Annotated in this window: 16 protein-coding genes; 8 read left to right on the forward strand and 8 right to left on the reverse strand. The window is 47.4% G+C overall.

From position 1 onward, the window contains the following. Positions 1 to 54: 54 nt before the first annotated feature. Positions 55 to 3,672, reverse strand: a complete 3,618-nt coding sequence (locus tag LZU85_RS10320) for an Ig-like domain-containing protein (RefSeq protein ID WP_237287022.1) — start codon at positions 3,670 to 3,672, stop codon at positions 55 to 57. An 877-nt stretch (positions 3,673 to 4,549) separates the two neighbouring features. On the opposite strand from LZU85_RS10320, the gene LZU85_RS10325 reads away from it, so the two are divergent. From LZU85_RS10325 to LZU85_RS10345, 5 genes are all read left to right on the forward strand, one after another. Further along, positions 4,550 to 4,933, forward strand: coding sequence for a DUF3302 domain-containing protein (locus tag LZU85_RS10325; RefSeq protein WP_011082385.1), 384 nt, complete (start codon positions 4,550 to 4,552; stop codon positions 4,931 to 4,933). Further along, a complete protein-coding gene (locus LZU85_RS10330) occupies positions 4,933 to 6,063 on the forward strand; it encodes an HlyD family secretion protein (protein WP_103185947.1) in 1,131 nt (376 codons plus the stop codon). The genes LZU85_RS10325 and LZU85_RS10330 overlap by 1 nt, the downstream gene beginning before the upstream one ends. 233 nt (positions 6,064 to 6,296) lie before the next feature. Next, positions 6,297 to 6,845: an ECF-type riboflavin transporter substrate-binding protein gene (locus LZU85_RS10335; protein ID WP_011082383.1), complete on the forward strand. Its 549-nt coding sequence runs from the start codon at positions 6,297 to 6,299 to the stop codon at positions 6,843 to 6,845. Positions 6,846 to 6,851: 6 nt separating this feature from the next. Then, positions 6,852 to 8,576, forward strand: coding sequence for an ABC transporter ATP-binding protein (locus LZU85_RS10340; RefSeq protein WP_237287023.1), 1,725 nt, complete (start codon positions 6,852 to 6,854; stop codon positions 8,574 to 8,576). Next, a complete protein-coding gene (locus LZU85_RS10345) occupies positions 8,573 to 9,415 on the forward strand; it encodes an energy-coupling factor transporter transmembrane component T family protein (RefSeq protein WP_072604560.1) in 843 nt (280 codons plus the stop codon). The genes LZU85_RS10340 and LZU85_RS10345 overlap by 4 nt, the downstream gene beginning before the upstream one ends. Positions 9,416 to 9,470: 55 nt before the next feature. Here the strand turns inward: LZU85_RS10345 and LZU85_RS10350 are convergent, their stop codons facing one another. Together LZU85_RS10350 and LZU85_RS10355 are read right to left on the reverse strand one after the other, a co-directional pair. Then, positions 9,471 to 10,652: an MFS transporter gene (locus LZU85_RS10350; RefSeq protein ID WP_045621310.1), complete on the reverse strand. Its 1,182-nt coding sequence runs from the start codon at positions 10,650 to 10,652 to the stop codon at positions 9,471 to 9,473. A 151-nt stretch (positions 10,653 to 10,803) separates the two neighbouring features. After that, positions 10,804 to 14,070 (reverse strand): S41 family peptidase, encoded by a 3,267-nt coding sequence (locus LZU85_RS10355; RefSeq protein ID WP_237287024.1) that lies wholly within the window; start codon positions 14,068 to 14,070, stop codon positions 10,804 to 10,806. Positions 14,071 to 14,358: 288 nt separating this feature from the next. On the opposite strand from LZU85_RS10355, the gene LZU85_RS10360 reads away from it, so the two are divergent. Beyond that, positions 14,359 to 14,859: a GNAT family N-acetyltransferase gene (locus tag LZU85_RS10360; protein WP_237287025.1), complete on the forward strand. Its 501-nt coding sequence runs from the start codon at positions 14,359 to 14,361 to the stop codon at positions 14,857 to 14,859. Positions 14,860 to 14,908: 49 nt separating this feature from the next. Here LZU85_RS10360 and LZU85_RS10365 read toward each other — a convergent pair whose 3' ends face one another. Beyond that, positions 14,909 to 16,252 carry a DEAD/DEAH box helicase gene (locus tag LZU85_RS10365; RefSeq protein WP_237287026.1) on the reverse strand — a complete coding sequence of 448 codons (1,344 nt, stop codon included), beginning with the start codon at positions 16,250 to 16,252 and terminating at the stop codon, positions 14,909 to 14,911. 353 nt (positions 16,253 to 16,605) lie between these two features. Here LZU85_RS10365 and LZU85_RS10370 point away from each other — a divergent pair, with 353 nt between their 5' ends. Further along, complete coding sequence (locus LZU85_RS10370; RefSeq protein ID WP_176298160.1) at positions 16,606 to 16,884, forward strand: Lpp/OprI family alanine-zipper lipoprotein; 279 nt, start codon at positions 16,606 to 16,608, stop codon at positions 16,882 to 16,884. Positions 16,885 to 16,904: 20 nt separating this feature from the next. Here the strand turns inward: LZU85_RS10370 and LZU85_RS10375 are convergent, their stop codons facing one another. From LZU85_RS10375 to LZU85_RS10390, 4 genes are read right to left on the reverse strand one after another with little or no spacing between them, the layout of a single operon-like run. Continuing rightward, complete coding sequence (locus tag LZU85_RS10375; protein ID WP_176298161.1) at positions 16,905 to 17,822, reverse strand: L,D-transpeptidase family protein; 918 nt, start codon at positions 17,820 to 17,822, stop codon at positions 16,905 to 16,907. After that, complete coding sequence (phrB, locus tag LZU85_RS10380) at positions 17,823 to 19,232, reverse strand: deoxyribodipyrimidine photo-lyase (protein WP_237287027.1); 1,410 nt, start codon at positions 19,230 to 19,232, stop codon at positions 17,823 to 17,825. An 8-nt stretch (positions 19,233 to 19,240) separates the two neighbouring features. Further along, the gene (locus LZU85_RS10385; RefSeq protein ID WP_237287028.1) at positions 19,241 to 20,044 is read right to left on the reverse strand and encodes a MerR family transcriptional regulator; all 804 of its coding nucleotides are present in this window, start codon (positions 20,042 to 20,044) and stop codon (positions 19,241 to 19,243) included. Then, on the reverse strand, positions 20,034 to 20,987 hold the full coding sequence (locus LZU85_RS10390) for a YbgA family protein (protein ID WP_237287029.1): 954 nt from the start codon (positions 20,985 to 20,987) through the stop codon (positions 20,034 to 20,036). Before LZU85_RS10390 ends, LZU85_RS10385 begins: the two co-directional genes overlap by 11 nt. A gap of 413 nt (positions 20,988 to 21,400) precedes the next feature. On the opposite strand from LZU85_RS10390, the gene deoD reads away from it, so the two are divergent. Continuing rightward, complete coding sequence (gene deoD, locus LZU85_RS10395; protein WP_011082389.1) at positions 21,401 to 22,111, forward strand: purine-nucleoside phosphorylase; 711 nt, start codon at positions 21,401 to 21,403, stop codon at positions 22,109 to 22,111. The last annotated feature ends 21 nt before the right edge of the window (positions 22,112 to 22,132 follow it).

The raw sequence follows: 22,132 nt of genomic DNA on the forward strand, positions 1-22,132 counted from the left end.
AAAAGCCACCACTTTTCAGTGGTGGCTTCGCTTGTCGACATGACTCGGTCTCAATTATCGAGGATCAAGACCCAGCTTTTGCAGTACCAGTTTGAAGTTCTCGCGGCGTTCTTTCACGTTATGAACGTCACCTGTCGAACAGGTCAAATCCGGACAACCGCGGTTTACGATACCTGAAACGTCATCGATAAATTGAGAACCTTGCAGACCGCTGTCCACGTACTTCTTCAACTCATTGTAGTAGTTCCAATCGCCGTACTTACCGCCTTCATCGTTGTAGGCTTGCACTGAGGTGACCCAGTAGAAAAGACCTGCAATCCACTTGATCTCTTTGTTCTCTTCCGAGCTACAAATCAGACCTGGGTTAGAACAGAAATCCAACTGTGCGTAGAGTGGGTTCTCTGGTGGTGCTTCTACCGTGACACCGTCAATCGTTTTACCAATGGTTGATGGATCAACGTGCGAGCGACCTAGGTAGTGGTTGAGCGTACCGAAGTTTTGACGACCTGTGGTTTGGATAACACCACGACCCCACCAGCCACAGCCTTCTACGCTTTCTTGGCTGCTGCCGTCCCAAATGAACTTACCAGCTTTTTGACCAACATAAGTCTTACATTCGTCGCGTTCCCATACTTGTTTTGACGTATCCACGCTTTCAGGAACATCGTTACAGTGACCGTTGTTGGTCCAACGACCTGCCGCACCGTTCACCAATAAACCACGCTCTTCCAGCACGGCATCAGGCGCTGCAAAGACAGGAGCGGGTGCGCCATACCATTTCGCATGCGTCAGAGCACTCACTTCCATTTTGTCATCACGAGGACAAGAGTACGCATGATCCAGACCAGAGATTGGGTTTACACCGTAATCTGCGTATTTCTGACCAAGTTGACCACAGCTGGCAGTCATTGGGTAATCCGTTGGCGCGCCGTATTTCACTTCAGACCAGTTGTTTTCATCACAGGCGTTGTAACGAATCGTCTCTTGCATACTTTGTGCAAGGAACGCAGCAATCGCGACTTTCGCGTATTTGATGTTGGTCGCGTCATCGACTTCGTCGTCCATCAGCCAGAACTTGTTACCCGCCACACCAATGTTGTGCATTGCGTTCAAGCCATCGAGGAAGTCGTTCCACTTGTACACCGTTGACGGAACCCACTGAGACTGAGGCGTTTCGTATAGGAAAGCTTCGTTGTTCATAACACTCTCAGCGTTGGCTAACTCTTGGTTTAGCGCTTCAATGCGAGTCAATGAACCTTTCTCTAGCTCTTCACCCACGTAGTACAGTGGCACTTTCGCCGTTTGATACAGTTCAATCTTGCTGGTGAGTGCAGGTGAGTCTTGATCAAACATCAGTGCAAACACGTTACTGTAAGCCGCTTTACGAATTTGCTGCTCACTTTGTGTATTGCCCATGAAGTAGTTCGCGGCTTGCTCTGTCGGCATGTTCGCGAGCATTGCCGGTGCTTCAACGTAATCTGTGACCTGTTTGACGAACTCAAGCGCGTGATGCCACTGCGCGCTGGTTAGCGCCGCTGTCTCGCTCGACTTAGTAAACGCGACAAAGTCCGCTTTATTTACAGAATCCGCTTTGTAAAGCTCGAAGCTATCCAGCAAATCCGCAGAGAAGACCGACGCTTCATCCCATACCGATTGACGGCCAGAATGCGTATCGTACGCGAACTCACCAATGCTCAATGACCAACCAAATGTCGCTTGTGGGGCAAGTGTCGTAAAGATCAAGTTGTGTGCATGCGCCCAGCCTTTCACGTCGTCACTCAGTGCGTTGATCGCATCAATATCAATGCGGCTGCCCGTAATATCAATGGCATTCGTCAGGGCTTGTTTAACCGCAACGGTACCAAACGACGCACCTTTGTCTCGCGTGGCAAGATCCAAAACATCCGATTGAATCACGATAGATGCTGAGCCTGCGTTCTCGGCCTGCTCTAGGACAGAGACAAACGAACGTGTCAGTTGCTCTACGTCTGTTAATGCATCACTGCTGCTTGCTGCAATAGTTAACGTGCTTGGAGCTTGAGTGGATGGGCTCGCCACTACGAATGTGTTTGGCCAGCCAGCCACTTCTAGACGCACTGGGTCCATTGGGTTACGCAATGATAGTGCAGGCGCAGTACCCGGCTCTGTACCGTCACAGTTTAGGTGCAATGACCACGAGCTATCACTGCCAGGAACAGATTGCGTCCAGTAAACCGCTGAGTAAGCAATGTTTTTGTGCACCATAATGTCACCGCCTGTTGCGTGATCACCACGAGTCCAATCTGGGTACACGTTGAAATCGGCACACAACCCACCGGTTGGCGGAGGGGTCGGTGTTTCTACTTTTTCAACGGTGATGCTAACACGAGCGGTTGATGTGAGGTTTTGCGCATCGGTGGCCACCGCTTCAAGCGTGACATCACCAACTTGAGATGCCGTCCAGTTGCATGAGTACTGACTTTCCGTCGACGCGTTAAACTCACAAATTTGCTGGTTGTTTGCTGTTACGATAACGCGCGACAAATCATCATCAGCGTCCGTTGCGCGAACGGTGATCGCAACGGTGTTACCGTCTTCAAACTTAGAGCCATTCGCTGGCGAAATAAAGCTCACTTCCGGGCTTACAAAGCTTGACTCATCTTGAACAGAAACCGCAATGCTGCGCTGCTCAACCAGTTGGTTATCCTGGCCTAGCACCACCACTTTGAGGGTTGCGTTACCCACTTCGTTTGGCGTCCAAGCGTACGAGTACGTCGTTTGGGTTGAAGTGATACTACGTTGACCTAGCTTGCGGTCGTTTGCCCAAAACTCAAGAGTTGAAATCAAATCACCGTCAACACGCGCTTGGATTGTTGTCGCCTGATCAACGGTAAGGGTTTGACCTTGTGTTGGCGCCACAAATGTCAATTCACGCACGACAGGATCGACCGGTGGCTCAACCTGCTTCTCTTTGACCGTAATGCTGACGGCTTGCTCTTGTGTTAGACCAGAGTTACTTTCCACCATCGCTTTAATCGTGTGTGGTCCCACACCAGCTGACAGCCAATTTGCTTGGAAAGGTGCTTGTGTTACGCGTGCGACTTGTGTGTTGTCGACAAAGAAAGTCACCGCTTTAACAGTGGTGTTGGTTGCGGTTACGTTTGCAAGCATGTTAACCGCTTGGCCTTCTTCAAACTCCGCGCCATTCATTGGTGAGGCGATTTTCAGAGAAAGCTCTGGCTCCCCCACTTCATCGTCAGCAATCAAGCGAATCGTATCTTGTAGCAGAGTCATATCCAGCACACCGCTCACACCCAGCGTTAGCTCAATGCGCTGACCAGCAGGTAGTTGAGATTTCACCCAGCTTCCGTTATCAAAAGCCAAAGCCAGCGTGTTTTTGAACACGTTTCCTTGCGCATTGCTACTGAAACTCATATTGGGGTAGCTGATTCCAGCCGCTGACCAAGAAGGCGAGGACATCGTGAGGTTTGAATCAAACACTATTTTGGCATCGCGTAATTCAATCGCTTTCGATCCTGTATTGGTAAGGCTCACCTTGTATGTGTTCCACCATTGGCTTTCAGAACCAACAATTGAAATTTCGCTATTTACTGCCGCCTGAGCGACAGGAAAAGCCATACTCACTGCGAGCGCAAGGACAGTAGGCACTAACCTTAGAGCTTTATTATTCATAATTGGGCAACTTATTTAGTGATGATAATTTACATACCCAAATAGCCTCAAGATGTTTGATTCAGAACATAGGATGAATTTGCCATTCAATCACTAGATGGTTGAATAAATCATACTCTTTTAATATAAACAAAATCGTTCTGAACCCAGAATCTTGAAACCATTGAGATATATCCATTATATGAATCGCTCATCCATTTATTTCATTTCGCCGATGTAACAAAGTATTTCAATAAAAATTAAATACAGGTTTTATTTCTCAACAAAACGGTTTCTCACCCTAGATAATTTTAGATTAAAAATTAGATCTCAGTTCCTATACTAATAAAGAAAAAATAACGATTCATCATCTATCCAAATAGATACGATGAAAACAAAATAAAGACATATGGTTTTGTAGGAATATTCTCTCAAGGAAATATTTGTGTGTTTTAATAAAGATGAAATATTTAGTTACATATTGTTCAAAAACAAACCAGAGCACAGTTAATAGGTGAACGAAAAATCATAGCCACCTCCAATGATTATTAATATTTTTAATTTATACACTGAATTGTATAAATTAATTGAGGGAATTATTTAAAAACAGTCACAGAGACTCGCCGAAGAATCATAGAGAGAACGATTGAAAAGGCTGCGCTACAGACTTATCCGCATCAAATGATGCCTTCTAGAAACAAGGCCATACTCGCAATCTAGCAGTCGGTTTCCTGAAACGATAGTGATCGCCTCTGGAGGTGTCACTATTTCATTCTATACGCCTTGGATCGTTTTGCATTATCCCCTTGCATATAAAGGGATTTTCACCAATAATTCACCGATTGACTTTACCAATTGTTAACACTTTTCCACCATTCAATCAACGCAAGGAAGTAAGATGTTTCTCGATTATTTCGCATTGGGATTGCTTGTTTTCGTCGCTTTAGTGATTTTCTACGGCATCATCGTGATTCACGATATCCCTTACGAAATCGCTAAAGAACGTGAACACCCACATCAAGACGCTATTCACTACGCAGGCTGGGTAAGTTTATTCACTCTACACACCATTTGGCCTTTCCTTTGGATCTGGGCAACTTTATGGCGCAAAGAGCGCGGTTGGGGCTTCCAAAAACTCGAAGAAGAACAGCACGACATGCACCATCGTGTCGATCAATTAATTGATGAAGTCAAACAGCTTCGTGAGGAAGTGGATCAATTGAGAAATGCGCAACGTGCGCCTGCCACGCCCGTCGTTACCAGTGAAGAGGAGAAGCAATAATGGATTTACTGTTGATCCTCACTTACACCGCATTGTGTATTGCGATTTTTAAGATTTTTAAGATCCCATTGAATAAATGGACGGTACCTACCGCGGTTTTGGGTGGCGTGGTGCTCATCGGTACACTGATTTTATTGATGAACTATAACCACCCATTCACTCAATTGGGCAACCAAGTTTACTCAACCACTCCAATTGTGTCGGGCGTTCGTGGTCGCGTGATTGAAGTGCCCGTTCAAGCAAACCAACCGCTCCAGCAAGGGGATGTGCTGTTCCGTATTGATCCTATCCCATTTGAAGCAGAAGTGGCCAAGCTCGAAGCTAAAGTCAAAGAAGCCAGCCAAGGAGCACTTGGATTGGAGTCCACACTGAAGGAAGCGGAAGCGGCCGTTATCAAAGCCATCGCCGAGCGTGATAAAGCGAAACGCGAATACGAACGTTATAAGCGTGGCTACGAGAAAGGCGCATTCACAGAGCAGCAAATGGACACCACTCGTCAAGCGTTCAAAGCTGCGCAAGCCGCTCTTGAAGTCGCACAATCGAAGCAAGAGCAAGCGCAGATTGCTTTGGATTCCGAAGTCGGTGGTGAAAACACTCAGGTCGCACAGCTATTAGCGGAATTGCGCAAAGCACAGTTTGACCTTGAGCAGACTGTTGTGCGCGCTCCGACCGACGGTTATGTCACCCAATTGGCGCTGCGCCCTGGTGTGATGTCAGTGCCATTGCCACTGGCGCCTGTGATGACGTTTGTCCACAGTGAAGAGAAAATCTACACGGCGGCATTTCGTCAGAACTCACTTCAACGCCTACAACCGGGTTTTGAAGCCGAATTCATGTTCCGCGCCTTACCAGGTAAAGTCTTTAAAGGTGAAGTGATTGAGGTGCTTCCAGCCATTGGTGAAAGCCAATTTCAAGCTCGTGGCGCACTACTCGGCACGGAAGCGCTGCGCACCAGTGGCCGTGTATTTGCGACGTTGCGAATCACCGATGATTTGAGCGAGTATCATCTGCCAATGGGCACTGCGGTGGAAGTGGCGGTGTACTCAGACAGTTTCACCCACGTCTCCATCATGCGTAAAGTGCTTATTCGTATGAAGAGCTGGCAAAACTACCTCTATCTCGATCATTAATTTTACGTTTTATTGTAATCAGGGGCTGACATTAAGCCCCTGATTGCTTTCTAGACATCCAGACAGATAGCATTCCCACTTGAGGGTTTCTTCTGTATAATGCGCGCCTTATTTTTCCACTTGCTGAAAAAATAATCCAAGGCGCAACATCGTGCCACTTCTTGGTTAAAGCCTTGAAGGAAATAACGAAAACAGCAAGTTACGTTCTTTAGACAATTGAACTGAGGTTATCTATGAATCTTTCCGCTAAAACCGTTGTGGTGATTGCCATCGGTGCTGCTCTTTATGGTATTGGTGGGTTACCCATGTTTGGTATCCCCGTGTTTGCAAACACCACCCTCAAACCAGCCATGGCGGTTCTTGCCCTATTTTCGGTTCTGTTTGGTCCTTTAGTGGGGTTCTTGGTGGGCTTTATTGGCCACTGGGTCACGGATCTTTTTGCCGGCTGGGGCGTTTGGCTAACCTGGGTTCTTGGTTCGGGCATTGTCGGCCTTATCATTGGTCTATTCCCTTCTCTTACTCGTAATCGCTTAGAGAAAGGCGAATTCAATCTCAAAGATTTCTCTCTCTTTGTTGTGCTCGCACTGCTTGGCAACGTATTTGGTTACGGCTGTTCCGCGTTTCTCGACACCATTTTGTATGCAGAACCGTTCACTAAAGTGTTCACGCAGCTCACCATCATTGCTTCTGGTAACACCGTATTAATCGCTATCGTTGGCTACTTCATTTTGAAATCGGTAGCGAAACGCAATAAACAAAGCCGCAACCTAACAGAGGCTTAATGTCGAATGACAATCGAATTTTCTAACTTCTCTTTTAGATATGAGTCGCTGGACAAACCGACGCTAAGAAATATCAATCTAAGGATAGAGAAAGGAGAGAAAATCGTCATTATTGGTCCAAGTGGTAGTGGTAAATCTACCCTTGGCCAGTGTTTAAATGGGCTTATCCCCCACGCAATCAAAGGTGAAGTGTTCGGCTCTTTGACCATCAACGGCCAAGAAACAGCGACGTTCGCCATGCACCAATTCACCGAACAGGTGGGGACCGTGCTGCAAGATACCGACAGCCAATTTGTCGGTTTAAGCATCGGTGAAGACATCGCGTTTGCACTTGAAAACCAGCTCACCGCCAATATTGAGATGTACTCGCTGGTCAAAGCCACCGCGAAGATGGTGGACCTTGAGCAAATGTTGCAACGCTCGCCACACGATCTCTCGGGCGGACAGAAACAACGTGTTTCGTTGGCAGGCATTCTCGTGGATGATGTCGATATTCTGCTGTTTGATGAACCTTTGGCAGCGCTCGATCCAAAAACCGGCAAACGCACCATTGAAATCATTGATGAGCTCCATCGCAAGACAGGCAAAACCGTGGTCATCATCGAGCACCGTCTCGAGGATGTGCTGCATCGTCACGTCGACCGCATCATTCTGATGGATGGCGGTGAGATTATTGCTGATACCACGCCAAACGAGCTGCTTGCTTCGCCATTATTGGCACAATATGGTATTCGCGAGCCGCTTTACCTAACGGCGCTAAAATCCGCAGGCTGCCATCTTGCGGTAGACGATCACCCCTCAAGCTTAAGCTCGTTACCCTTGGCCAATTATCAGCACGCGATGACAGATTGGTTCGACCAAGCGAACACGACAAGCAACCACATTCGTTCAGAGACTTTGCTTGACGTGCGCAACTTAACCTACTCCTACGATGGTGAGAAAAACGCATTAGAAGGGGTAAGTTTCAATGTGCAACGCGGCGAATTTGTCTCGATATTGGGCAAAAATGGTTCCGGAAAATCGACCATCACCAAGCTGATCATGGGCGTCATTGAACCCGATGACGGCACGATGCACTTAAACGGCCAAGATCTTAGCGAGCTGACCATTTTCGAACGCAGTCAAAAAGTGGGTGTGGTGATGCAAAACCCTAACCACATGATTTCGCACCATATGATTTTTGACGAAGTCGCATTTGGCCTGCGCAATCGAGGTTGGGACGAGCCGCAAGTCAACGACAAGGTGCTTGAAGTGCTCGAATTGTGTGGTCTAAGCAAATATCGTCATTGGCCAATTGAAGCACTCAGCTACGGCCAGAAGAAACGCGTCACTATCGCTTCGATTCTCGCCCTAGAGCCTGAACTGTTGATCCTCGACGAGCCCACCGCAGGTCAGGATTACCGCAACTACACCTCAATGCTGAGTTTCATTGAAAAGCTCAATCGAGAGCTAGGCATCACCGTCGTGATCATTTCTCATGACATGCACTTGGTACTGGAATACACCACACGCTCCATCGTGATTGCAGATAGCCAGCTTGTGGCGGATGCGCCGATGACGGATGTTTTCAGTAACCCTGCATTGCTAGACCGAGCAAACCTAACCACCACCAGCCTGTATGAGCTTGCGACGCGCTTAAACATTGCTGAAACCAACGCCTTTATGCAGCATTTTATTGATGTAGAAAAAGCTTCTCGCTTAGAGAAAACCGTTGAGAGAAATGTGGCATGAAAGACAACAAAATGAAGTTTGGTATCAATTACATCGATACCCAATCTCCGCTGCATAAGCTTAACGGCATCACCAAGTTTTTGCTGTTCATCGCTTGGGTGACGGTCGTCTTAACCACGTTCGACCTGCGCTTGATCAGCGTGTTGATCATCGTTGGCCTTGGGCTACTCAAAATGACCAAGGTGCCTTTTCATGTTTACAAGCCATTGCTACTCGGCACCGCCAGCGTATTGTTGATCAATGCCTTGTTTATGTTTGCCCTTGCACCACAGCAAGGCAGTGAGTTTATGGGCTCGACGACCGTCTTATTGCCATTGCCCGGTCAATACTCTTTGACGCAGGAAACCTTGTTCTATTTACTGACGGTTACGCTCAAGTATTTCAGCATGTTCCCGATTGCGTTGGTGTTTGTTTTCACAACCCATCCAACCGAATTTGCCGCCAGTTTGAACCGTTTAGGCGTGCCGTACAAAATCGCTTATGCGGTGAGCTTAACACTGCGTTATTTACCGGAAGTGAAAAAAGACTTCGTCAATATCATGCATGCACAACAAGCAAGAGGGGTCGAACTGAGTAAAAAAGCACCCCTGTTCACGCGCATGAAAAACGTTGCGAAAATTCTTGGTCCACTGATTTTCTCGAGCCTCGATCGCGCCGATCAAATCTCCAACGCGATGACGCTGCGTGGTTTTGGCCGTCACAACCAACGAACTTGGTACAGCTTAAAGCCGCTGAGTCGCTCCGATAAGCTGTGCATGATGGGCATTGCGCTTATCGTAACACTGGCCATTGCCAAACGAGTCATCGAGCCTCAGCTCTTCTGGTACCCGTTCGGATGATCACAAAGGGATGCACACTGCATCCCTTTATTTTTGCCCCAATAGAACAAGCCTGTTAACTCCACTTTAGAACCCGAGTCTCGTTGCCCTCTTCCGGTTTAGCGGGAATGTTGAAAGAAAGCAGCAAACTTATCGCCGCCATAAACGCGCCAATGTAAAACACGCTGGCAGGCGACACGAGCCAAATCACACCGAATGTTACTGGGATCACCACCGCGGCAATGTGATTAATGGTAAAGGCGACGCCAGCCGTTGACGCCATGTCCGCAGGGTCTGCAATCTTTTGAAAGTACGTTTTAATCGCCAACGCCAAGGCAAAAAAGAGATGGTCGATGATGTACAATGCGGCCGCCCATTCGGCGGATTGCACCAGCGCATAACCGACAAAGACAAAGATCAAACCGACGTATTCAAACGTCAATGCTTTGCGCTCACCCACCACACCGATAAAACGGCCAATACGTTTGGCAAATAAAAAGTTGAACAGGTAGTTTGCCAAAAACAGCAAGGTGATATCGGCAGCGGAATAACCAAACTTCTCCACCATGAGGAAGCCTGCGAAAACAGTAAAGATCTGCCTACGCGCCCCGCTCATAAAGGTTAACGCGTAATAGAGCCAATAACGCTTTCGCAGAACCAACTTCTTGTTCTGCACCACCGTCGTTTGAAACTGAGGAAAAGCAAACGCCATGACCATCACCAGCACAAAGCCAACCCCACCCGCCAGCAGATAGACCATCTGAAAACTCAATTGCCACACCTCAAGCAGTAGCCAAATCGCACCGTAAGTGACTAACGACGCCAATGCGCCAATCGAGACCAGTTTACCCAACATCTCCGGTGCTTCTTCTTTGCTTAACCACTGTAATGACAGCGATTGCTTCAACGTTTCGAAATAGTGGAAGCCTGTCGACATCAGTAACGTCGTCGCTAACAAGCCAAACAGTGAAGGAAAGAATCCCGTCAATGCCGTCCCCAACGTCAACATCGCCAGTGAGATCAGCATGAAGCGCTGTTCTCGTACAAACAGCAAAACAAACACAACCGTAAAGGCAAGAAAACCGGGGATTTCCCGAACACTTTGTAGCAAACCAATATCGGCACCATCAAACTGTGCCTTTTCAATCACAAAGTTATTGAGCAGCGCCATCCACGTCGAAAATGCGATAGGGACGATGATAGAAATGAGTAATAAAAAATTTTGGGGTGTTTGCCAGCGATGGCGATGTGCACGCATGGGCTATCCTTAGTTCTGCGTTAGGTAAGAGCATTGTTATGCCACCATCATACCCATGAGATGCACTTCAAGAAACCATCGGGATGAAAAAAGCAAAGGCTCAATACCACCTTCGTTGTATTGAGCCTTTGGTAACGATAACCCTAGAGAGTTACTGCGTTTTGTCTAATTGTGCTAACAAGCTTTCAATCGCAACTTTCAGTTGGCGATCGTAATTGTTCGCAATGTCTTCTGGTGAGTTATAAACCAACACATCAGGCACCACTTCTTGGTTTTCGAACCATCGACCTTGGTCATCTTTGAAACCGAGCTGCGGAATGCCATACACCAAACTCTGCTCTTGTTGTGGTTCCCACAACACCGCCGTTCCAGTACCCGGCACTCGTTCACCCACCAACTGACCAATGCCCTCACGCTGGTAGAAATAAGGCACAATCGAGCCATCGGAATAGCTCGCGGCGTTTGCCAGCATGATGCTCGGTTTTGCCCAGCGGCGCTCAGGGAATGTCGACAGTTGATAGCCATCACGCGTCACTTGAGCACTATGGCGCGTGCCGGAAAGGGTTTCCATCAGTTGATCATGCAAATTCCCGCCCATGTTGTAGCGGATATCGATGATGACTCCTTCTTTGTCGTTGTACTCACCAAATAACTCATTGACTAAGGTTTCGTAGGACGCCGGTCCCATCTCAGGAATATGGATATAACCCAGTCTGCCTTGCGAACGTTCCTCGGTTAGGGCTTTGCGTTGTTCAACCCACAACTCATAAGCCAACTGAGCCTCTTGTTCAAGCGACGTCGGCACCAGCAGCACATTTTGCGCGGCTTTATCACCCGGTTTGAGCACACTTAAACGAACGCGTTTACCCGCTTTGTTATCCAGCAGCGGATAGATATCCATTTCTGGAGCCACCTCTATGCCATCCACAGAGTAGATGATACTGCCCGCCTTGATCGGAGATTGGTAGATATCCGCAGGACCACCTGGAATCACCGCTTTAACACGAACCCCTTTGCCGCGGTATTGGTCATCATAAAACAACCCAAGTGACGCAGGCTCCGACCAAGTTGAATGGTAGCTACTGTAACTTGCTCCGGTGTGTGACGCGTTCAATTCACCCGACATTTCACTCAGTAACTCCGCAAAATCTTGGTAGTGATGAATCCCTGGCAGATATCGTTTATACGCCTCACCATAGCCTTGCCAGTCCACGCCATGCATGCCTTTGTCATAAAAGCGGGTATCCGTTTGACGCCAAGCGTGATCAAAGATGTATTCCACTTCCGCACGGAAATCATAATTGGCGTCTGCTTGGTAATCGACATAGTTGCCCTCGCCACTTGGCAGATGCAATTCTTCAATACCGTGCGCACCGATAATCACCAAGGTTTCGATATCCGGCTCCATCTTCACCACAGCAACATCTTCACTGCTGCGTGTAAACAGAACGTTCGTTTCCCCGGTTTGGGTATTGATGTCGGTGAACTCTACCTCGTCGCCGACCAAGTTTGCCACCAACAAGGATTGATTGTCCGGAGAAAGGTAGCTGAAAATTGGCGTCATGGAATACGGCGTAACTCGATAGGTACGATGTTTGAGCCCTTTACTCTCCACCACGGTCTCTTGTGGGGCTTGCTCGCCTGGCTCTTCGCCGGAATCCGCTGCGCGCTCCTCTTCGAGCCAACGTTGCTCATCGTCCTTCTTCCAATTGAAATCCGCTTCTTGGTTGAGAACCGTCAGATAGATGTCTGACTGCACCGCCCACTTATCGATATCTCTCAAGCTATTTCGATCAGTGCTCCAATAGATCATCTGCCCGTCGTGGCTAAACTTCGGCTCACCCTCAATAAAACCGGTATTGGTAATTTGCAACGGTTTTTCACTGCCATCCGCTTTTAGCAGCACAATATCAGCGTTGTAGGAGGCACGATTACGGGTCACCAAGTATTGGCTATCTGGCGACCACTCATAACTCAGATCCTGATCGACGTAGGAATAGAGTTGCGAAGAGTCTAACAGCACGTGATAACTGTCGTTTTCGATGTCATACACCTTGATCGAATTGCTGTTTTCGCGATAGGCGATCTTGGTCCCATCTGGAGAATACAGCGGCTGAGTTTGGTCAACCGCTTCATCCGAAAGCTGTTCTTCCACCACATCAAACGAAGTGGAAAAGCTTCTGCCCGTATCATTAATGTAGCTATGGAAGACATCCCAATTGCCATTTCTCTCCGATGCATAAAGCAATGAAAGGCCATCATTTGAGAAAGAAAGATAACGCTCTGCTTGCGGGGTCTTGGTTACGCGCTTAGTCACCCCTGAGAGCAGAGAAACCACGTAAACATCACCTCTGGCGACTATGGCAACTTCTGGCGCCACCGGCGAAACCGCAATTTCAGTCGCTTCATGATTGAGGTTAACAAATCGCTTCCCTTTGCTGAGAAAGGATTGCCGAATAGTCACCTGTAATGGTTTAGCATCCACTTCATCTTTGCCTTTAAACCAAATATCGCCATCGTAGCCATAGGCGAGATCACCTTGCTGGCTAATCGATAAGAAACGCACAGGTAAAAACTCGTGTTGGGTTATCTGTACGGGTTCAGCCGAAGGGTCGGATAACACGCGTTGCCAAACATTGAAGCTGCCTGAACGCTCAGACAAATAGAACATAGAGCGGCCATCTTCAGCCCACACCGCATTGCGGTCTTCACCACGATAATTGGTCAGTTTTGTGTGCTTACCCGTTTTAGGGTCAAAGCGCCAGATATCGCGCGCGGCGTCAGAGACATCGCGTTTACGCCACTCTTGCTCCATCGGTGACGGCAAATCGGTATAGAGATACTCGCCTGTTTGCCCATTAATCGACAAACTGCTGATTGGATTGGCAAGCAGCAGCTTTTCACGCCCTCCACTCACATCCACTGAATAGATCTGCGCTGATGCGCTACCCGCGAAGCCATTGTTCACACTGCTCTCGATATCACCGATCCGTGACGATCGAAAATAGATTTCTTGTCCATCCGGACTAAAAGCGTAAGGAACATCTTTGCTAAAGTGGTAAGTCAGTCGCTTTGCGTCTCCGCCGTTCGCGCTCACCAAAAAAACGTCACCAGGCCCGAAGCGATCGGTCGTAAACGCAATGGATTCCCCGTCCGGTGACCAAATGGGATTTTCACTGTAGCTGTCAGCAGAAGTGAGAGGAATGGCTTCTCCCCCTTTGCTTGCGATAAGCCAGATCTGCCCTGCGTAGGTAAACGCGATTCGTTGACCGTCTGGCGATAAAGCGATGTCTCGCAACCAGGTGGGTTGAGAGTTTGTGGTCGTTGTAGCAACACTTTCTTGAGCTAAGCTCAGATTTGAAAGACTGGCCAGTAAGACCAATGCAATCGAGTTGGCAGTAAAACGTTGAATTCGCATCCGTTTTCCTTGCGTTATTGTAATAAGAATGAGCTTGAATGAATCAAACACTGTTTTTTATACAGGTTTTTGACTATAGATAACAGGGAAAAATTCCATCAAAAAATCAAATAGGACCAGTGAATGATTGAACATTAATACAGCATTCACTAATACACCTTAATCCATAAGGCCCTGAGGGTTATTCACTATTGCCATTTCTAACCTACTCAGTTTGTTAATAAAAATCTGGTTTTCATTAACAAATGCCGTTAGATTGATAAAACAACAACAAACAAGGAGAAATGCATGGAGATTACTATTCGTCCAACCTCAATCGAGGACGCCGAAGCACTCGTTGAGCTTTATTCTCAACCTAAGGCGCAACGTGAGACCCTGCAGCTCCCAAAACCGTCAGTGGCGATGTGGAAGGAAAGGCTATCGAGCATACCTGCGGGCGTGTATAGCTATGTAGCAATAGTTGATGGGAAAGTGGTTGGCAATATTGGATTTCAGCACTCACAAAGGCCAAGAACGGCGCACTGTGCTTCATTTGGCATTGGCGTACACGATGATTTTCACGGCTTAGGCATTGGCAGCAAGTTGATCGAAACCGTCACGGAACTGGCAGATAACTGGCTCAATGTAAGAAGAATTCAGATAGAAGTGAATGTCGATAATGAAAAGGCGATTTCTCTCTATAAAAAGCATGGTTTTGTGATTGAAGGTGAAGCGACCGATGCCTGCTTCCGAGAAGGTAAGTTCATTAATACCTATTACATGGCACGCATCAAATCCAATAAAGCGTAACCGTAAAAAACCGCCAGCGTTGGCGGTTTTTTACTGTGAGCGGTTGATACTACTCTTCGGTTGGCGCGGCCGGTTTTTTCTTAGGAATAAACACGGAATCACCCACTGCTACGTTTTGGTAGAAGCTCTTATCGCGCTTCGCTGGTGCTTTCGGCACAGACTTCTTCTGTGGGCGTGCTTTCTTCGTTGTGTCTTGTTTCTTCCCACGGAAATCGGGTTTACGTGGTTTGATGCCTTTGAATTTACCCTTAAGATCATCAAATTCAGAGAAAGCGATGTCTTGCTGAAGGTAAGCTTCTACACGCTTAAAGCTATCCCAGTCTTTCGGGCCGACCAAGGAGATGGCATCGCCTTTGTTACCAGCACGGCCAGTACGACCAATACGGTGAACATACTCTTCCGTATGCTTTGGCATATCAAAGTTGATCACGTGCGTCACGGTTGAAATATCCAAACCACGCGATGCCACATCCGTCGTCACCAAGATCTTGAACACGGTACGTTCAAACTGGCTCATGATGGTATTGCGCTGGCTTTGATTTAAACTGCCGCTTAGCGCGATCGCTTTCAGCTTTTTCTCATTCAGTTTTTCAGTCAGACGATCGGTATCCGAACGCGTCGCCGTGAAAATGATCACCTGACGGTATTCTGCTTCGCTCAACACACGCTCTAGAAGCGCTTCTTTGTGATCCAAGTGATCACACAAGTAGAAACGTTGAGTGATGTCTTTGTGCTCTTCGTTCGATACGCCGATCGCGATACGCTTTGGTGCATCCAGCATTTCTGATGCGATGTCGTTCACTTCTGCGTGATCCAACGTAGCAGAGAACATTAAAGTTTGACGACGACGGTGCTTCGCTGCGTTGTGGATACGACGTAACTCTGGTGCAAAGCCCAAATCGAGCATACGGTCCGCTTCGTCTAGTACCAAGGTCTCAAGACCTTCTAAGAACAGAGATTTGTGCTCTAAGTGATCCGCAAGACGTCCTGGAGTCGCGACAATGAATTTAGGATAGCGTGCCAGCGCTTTTACTTGATCGTTAAAGTTCTCACCACCCACGATCAAGGTTGCGTCGTAGGAAAGACCGCCCAGCATGGTACGAAGCTCTCCATACACTTGTTTTGCAAGTTCACGAGTAGGCGCAAGAATGACACCACGCGGGTCACGAGCTGACAATGCTTTTGTTTTTAAAGACTTGTGAAGCATAGGTAAAACAAACGCCAGCGTTTTGCCAGAACCTGTTTTTGAGGATGCCAGCAAATCTTTACCAGCAATCGCAACTGGAATCGCTTGCTGCTGAATTTTTGTCGCTTTCTTAAAATCTAAGTGCTGTAGGTTCTTCAGTAGACGATTATCTAGGCCTAAATCTTTAAATTGCAAAGGTTTCTCCACTATTTCTAGCTATCTTGAGCGCCATTTTGGCGGCTGCGAAGGAATCATAAAAAACGCGCAATGATACCTCAAACGGCATAATAAAGGATAGAGATCACAGAAAATTATTCCAGTTTTCATCTAACTTAGCGTTAGGGGCACTGAAAGCGCTCTTATGTCAAGATTGGAACCCTCTGATTTCGATTCATCACAGATAAAAAAGTCTCATCTTTGTTAGCGCTACGTAAAAATCCTTCAATATGTGGGCGTTGCTCACTTTTTAATTCGCTGATGTCATTTATTGTCGCTACAATCAAAGAGTCATATGACATTAGTGTCAATAATGACAGACAATTATAGAACAAGGAGTTTTTATGAATAAGATCCTAATTGCAGCTGCTACTACTTCTGTTCTTTTACTTGCCGGTTGTGCATCGGGGCCAGATGAACAAACCAAAGCAGCCATGGCGCAGGTAGAAGATCTTAAAAATCAAGTGGAAGTATTGTCTAAAGAAGTGGCAGCACTGAAAAGCAATCAAGCGGACGCTGAGATGAAAGCCAAAGAAGCTGCAACCGCAGCGATGGCCGCTCAAGAAGAAGCAGAGCGTGCGAACGAGCGTATCGACAACATCGCTCAGTCGTACACCAAGTAATTGCTGTAATCTGCGTCAGGTTATTCAAAACCTGGCGCAGCTACCTCTACTGGCACACCATTTTGTGCCGCAATCACCGCTTTCGCTTTCGAATCATTCAGATTTAACTCGCTCAACCACCAATCCAACTCTATTGGCACAACTAACTCATCCTGAACCCCATTGCTTCTGGTGAGTGGCTCGTGCGCTTCAAGGTAAACAATTCGCCCCGGCTCAAGGGACACTTTCACCGGTTGGTTGATGATCTTCACTCTCTGTCCTTTGTCCACTTGAGAAAACAGCCATTCAATATCTTTTGGCTCCATGCGAATGCAGCCAGCACTGACGCGCAAACCGATACCGAAATCTTTGTTCGTTCCGTGGATCAAATAATCACCGCTGCCATACGCTAAGCGAAGGGCGTACTCACCCAGCGGATTGTCTGGTCCAGCAGGGACAATTTTAGGCAGTTCGATGCCTTTTTCTCGATATTCTTTACGAATGGAAGCTGGGGGTGTCCAAGTTGGATTCGGTCGCTTTTCACGAATTGACGTCACCATTTCTGGCGTATCACGCCCGACTCGGCCGATTCCAACTGGAAAAACGTGCACCTTACCCAACTCAGGCTCAAAGTAGTAAAGCCTTAACTCCGCTAAATTGATCACTATGCCTTGGTACTCCACGGGCGGAAGCACCATTTCACTAGGGATGGAAAGCACATAGCCTTCCTGAGGCAGAAATGGGTCGACTCCTTTATTGGCTGCCATCAAGGCCAGAAAACCCACATCATATTGCTTGGCGATGTTCGCCATGGTTTCGCCTTTTTCAACAACATGATGCTGGATGCGTCCAATCAACCGACTGCCTTCCGCGGGAAGATCATAAGTCGCAGCGTCGCTCGTCCAACTCATCAATGCCGCACAGAAAAGCGTCATCAATGTGGGTTTTGGCATTTTCATTCAGAGACAATCCTTGGCTTGGGTATACAAAGACAAGGTTATCTCTCTTTCCTGTTTGTGATCAACCATTGGTGCTGGGTAATCTAGCTGCTTGTGACCTGGCCAGTTCCACGGTTGGTGAACGAACTTATTCGGCACCTCTGCTAGTTCTGGTAGCCAATGCTTCACAAACTCGCCATTCGGGTCAAACTTCTCTCCCTGCGTAATTGGGTTGAAGATCCGAAAATAAGGTTGACCGTCACACCCTGTCGAGGCACACCATTGCCAGCCACCATTATTGGCCGCAAAGTCACCATCAACCAGTTTTTGCATAAAGTATTGCTCTCCCAACCGCCAGTTGACGTGCAAATCTTTGGTGAGAAAACTGGCCACGATCATACGCAAGCGATTATGCATCCATCCCGTTTGGTTGAGTTGACGCATCGCGGCATCCACAATGGGATAGCCCGTTTCCCCTCGACACCAACGATCAAACCAGTCCGGTTTTGCAGGCCACAACAGATGTTTTTCCCACTCGACAAAGCCCTGCCCTTTGACCAACTTGGGTTCAAAATGAATCAGGTGATGATAGAACTCACGCCAAATAAGCTCGCTCAACCAAACTTCACGTCCGTTCGACAGATAACTTTGCTGCCAATACAGTCGTGCAATGCATTGCCTGACCGAAATGGCGCCAATCGCCAAATAAGGAGACAGCACGCTGGTGCCTGCCGTGGCAGGGAAATCTCGCTGCTCGTGATAGCGATCCACTACCTCATGGCAGAAGTGTCTTAACGTCTCACGAATCTGTCGAGAATCAACAGACCATGCCTCGCTGCTTTCTCGTGGGTAGCTAAACGGTGCCTGCTCATGCCAAAGTGATGATTGCAGCGCTTCAGGCAATACAACCGGCTGCGCCGCTGAGGTTTTAATGATCTGTGGTGGAACAAACGATTTCAGCCACGCTTTTTTAAACGGTGTAAAGACTTTGAAATAGTCCCCCTGTTTATTCAACACGCAGCCAGGTGCCTGCACACACTTATCTTCAACATCTAGGACACCCATCTCTGATGATGAGAGCTGATTGACTAGCTGTTTGTCACGAACACACTCATTGACTTCATATTCGCGGTTAAACACCACTTCACTAACCGCCAATTGTTCAGCCCAGTGCGCAACGCGTGTTGCGCTTTTGGCGTAGTCATCCACTTCGTCGTACAACAGTGGGATGTTGAGCGCGTTGAGTTCTTCCGCCAACACCGCCAAACGCCGTGCAATAAGATCGGCCTGCATGGGCGCCATATGATGATCGCGCCATTGCAAGGGGGTGGCCACAAAACAGGCAACCACCTCTTGTGATGTCGCAATGGCATGATTGAGCGCAGTGTTGTCCACACTGCGCAAGTCTCTGCGTAACCAAACCAGCTTCATTGCCATCCCTACCCAAATTGGAGTCGAGCCAAAACATCGCTCAACGTAACTTTGTTGTTATCCAGCATGGACTTAACCATGTTGAGTTGTTTCTCTTGCAACGCTCGATGCGAGAAAATATGCACACGCTGATAGTGTTCGGCGACATCGGCAAAATCGAGCCCAGAAAGATCTTCGACTCCATCAATCAAAGTGACATACCAACCTTGCTCGCTTAACGTCACCGCCTCCATCCATCCTGCAATAAAATCTCCGCCTTCATAGGAAAGCAGTAAGCACTTGCCTTTCGTGGCCGCTTTGCGCTCCGCTTCGACAATAAAGGTGAGGCGAGTATGCAGCATCGATCGAAGTAAGCCTTTTTGTAGGCTACGAGTGGTACTTTTAACCCGTTTCAATGCCGTCATGACCGGATATAAGAACTGATCGCAAACCACCGTAAATGGATACTCTTTCAGCACCGTATTTAACACCGACTCAGCCTTACCTGCGTTCAGTACAGACAGAGCCGACAACATTCGTTCAACTTCATCTAACTCACGACTCTCCACCGCAAATGCGCCTTCGGCGTCGGGATTTGCCAGCAGATCTTTCACCTTGCCGATGGCAATGCCTTTGGCGAGCCAACCCTGAATCTCGCGAATCATCTCAATATTGTCTTCGCTGTAGAGTCGATGCCCTTTTTCAGTACGCTCTGGCTGGACCAAATTGTAACGTCTTTGCCAGGCTCGTAGCGTCACAGGTTTTACCCCTGTTAACTCTGACACTTCGCGAATGGCATACAGTTTTTTGTCCATTGGTTGTTTACAATCCATAACGCAGTTTCAACTCCTGGGGATAAGGTTTGAGGTATTTTTGGCTTTCCAAATAGCCATCAGGATGGGTATTGAGATAGTGGCGAATCAGAGTCAATGGTGCCAACAGCGGCAGCATACCTGTGCGGTAATCTTGTATCACTTGCGCCAACTCGCTTTTCTGCTCTTTGTTCAGTGCCGTTTTAAAATAGCCTTGAACATGCATTAACACATTGGTGTTGTTTTTGCGGCTTGCTCGACGGGTTAGCGCGGCCATCAAACCTTGACGGTATTCAACAACAAACTCGTTGATATCATAATCAGCGATTTTGGCGACCAAACGGCCCAAGGATTTGTAAGACTCTGGATGATGCGCCATGAGAGTCAACTTATACCTAGAGTGGAAATCTACCACGCTCTTTCGTGATAAGTGACGCATGACACTGCTGTTGAAATCATGTAGGCAGTAGACTCGAGTAATAAAATTCTCTTTTAATACTGGATCATTGAGGCGACCGTCTTCCTCAACCGGAAGCCAAGGCATCTTGCGCATCAGCACTTGCGTATACAGACCAACACCTTCTTTCTCCGCTCCATGGGCTTTGTATATCTTCACCTTCTCCATGCCACAGGTCGGTGATTTCGCACAAACAATGTAGCCACACAACTCTTGGGCTTGCAGTGCGTCGACTTGCTGTTCTGAATAGGCAAGCATTTCTTGGGTGTATTCTTTGTCAGGGTTCTTTGTTTCTACCATTGAGATTCGTTCTTCATTCGAAATTAGACGAATCGTGGGGCGAGGCACAGGCATCCCCATACCGACTTCTGGACAGACAGATACAAACTCAAAGTGAGGCATCAGTTCGTTGACCACAAACCGACTCTGCTTATGGCCGCCGTCAAAACGAACTTGGCTACCGAGCACACATGCACTGATTCCAACTTTAATTCCTGAAGAGTTCATCGCAATCACCTTGTACAAAAATATTTGTTGTATAGGTATAGCACTCACAAATGGGTTGTACAAATATTTTTTTCGTACAACACATGCAAAATTTCCACAATTAGCGTTACTAAAGCATGTCATTAGTTAGCAAGTTGTAACGAGCAGGATAAAAATGCGACATACAAAAGCTTTACAATGCACTGATGACCAAGGGTGAGAAAAGGCAAATCGATTGCCTATTGAGTTTCAACATTTTTAGTTATCAATAGGGGTTATAAATGTATAATCAGGAGCTTTTGTGAGCCACCTCTCATGGAATGGCGAATTATCTAGCTAGTATTGCCTCAACGAACGAAAACAGTTTCAACAGAATTGGTAATTTGACTCTGTTTTTGATGACAATTACCTCAATAGAAATATTGGAGAATACTATGGCAACCCCACACATCAACGCACAACCAGGTGATTTCGCAGAAACCGTACTGATGCCAGGCGATCCGCTACGCGCTAAGTACATCGCAGAAACTTTCTTGGAAGATGTAAAACAAGTTTGTGACGTTCGTAACATGTTCGGCTTCACTGGCACTTACAAAGGTAAAAAAGTGTCTGTTATGGGCCACGGTATGGGTATCCCATCTGCATGTATCTATGTTCACGAGCTGATCGCTGAGTACGGCGTAAAAAATGTTATCCGCGTTGGTAGCTGTGGTGCAGTGCGCGACGACGTTAACCTGATGGACGTTGTGATCGGCATGGGTGCTTCGACGGATTCTAAAGTAAACCGTATCCGCTTTAACGATCACGATTTCGCTGCACTGGCGGATTACGGTCTGTTGGAAGAAGCGGTGAAACAAGCACGTGCGCAAAACGTACCAGTAAAAGTCGGTAACGTATTCTCAGCGGATCTTTTCTACACACCAGAAGCAGACATCTTCGAGAAGATGGAAAAACTAGGCATCCTAGGTGTGGATATGGAAGCAGCAGGCATCTACGGTGTGGCTGCGGATCTAAAAGCAAAAGCACTGACTATTCTGACTGTTTCTGACCACATCATCCGTGGCGAGAAACTAAGCTCTGAAGATCGTCAGAAGTCGTTCAACGACATGATGAAAGTTGCTCTAGAAACAGCAATCAATCTATAAGTTTTTAGGCTGGGTTCGCCC

The sequence above is a fragment of the Vibrio floridensis genome (assembly GCF_021852965.1).
Classification (GTDB): domain Bacteria; phylum Pseudomonadota; class Gammaproteobacteria; order Enterobacterales; family Vibrionaceae; genus Vibrio; species Vibrio floridensis.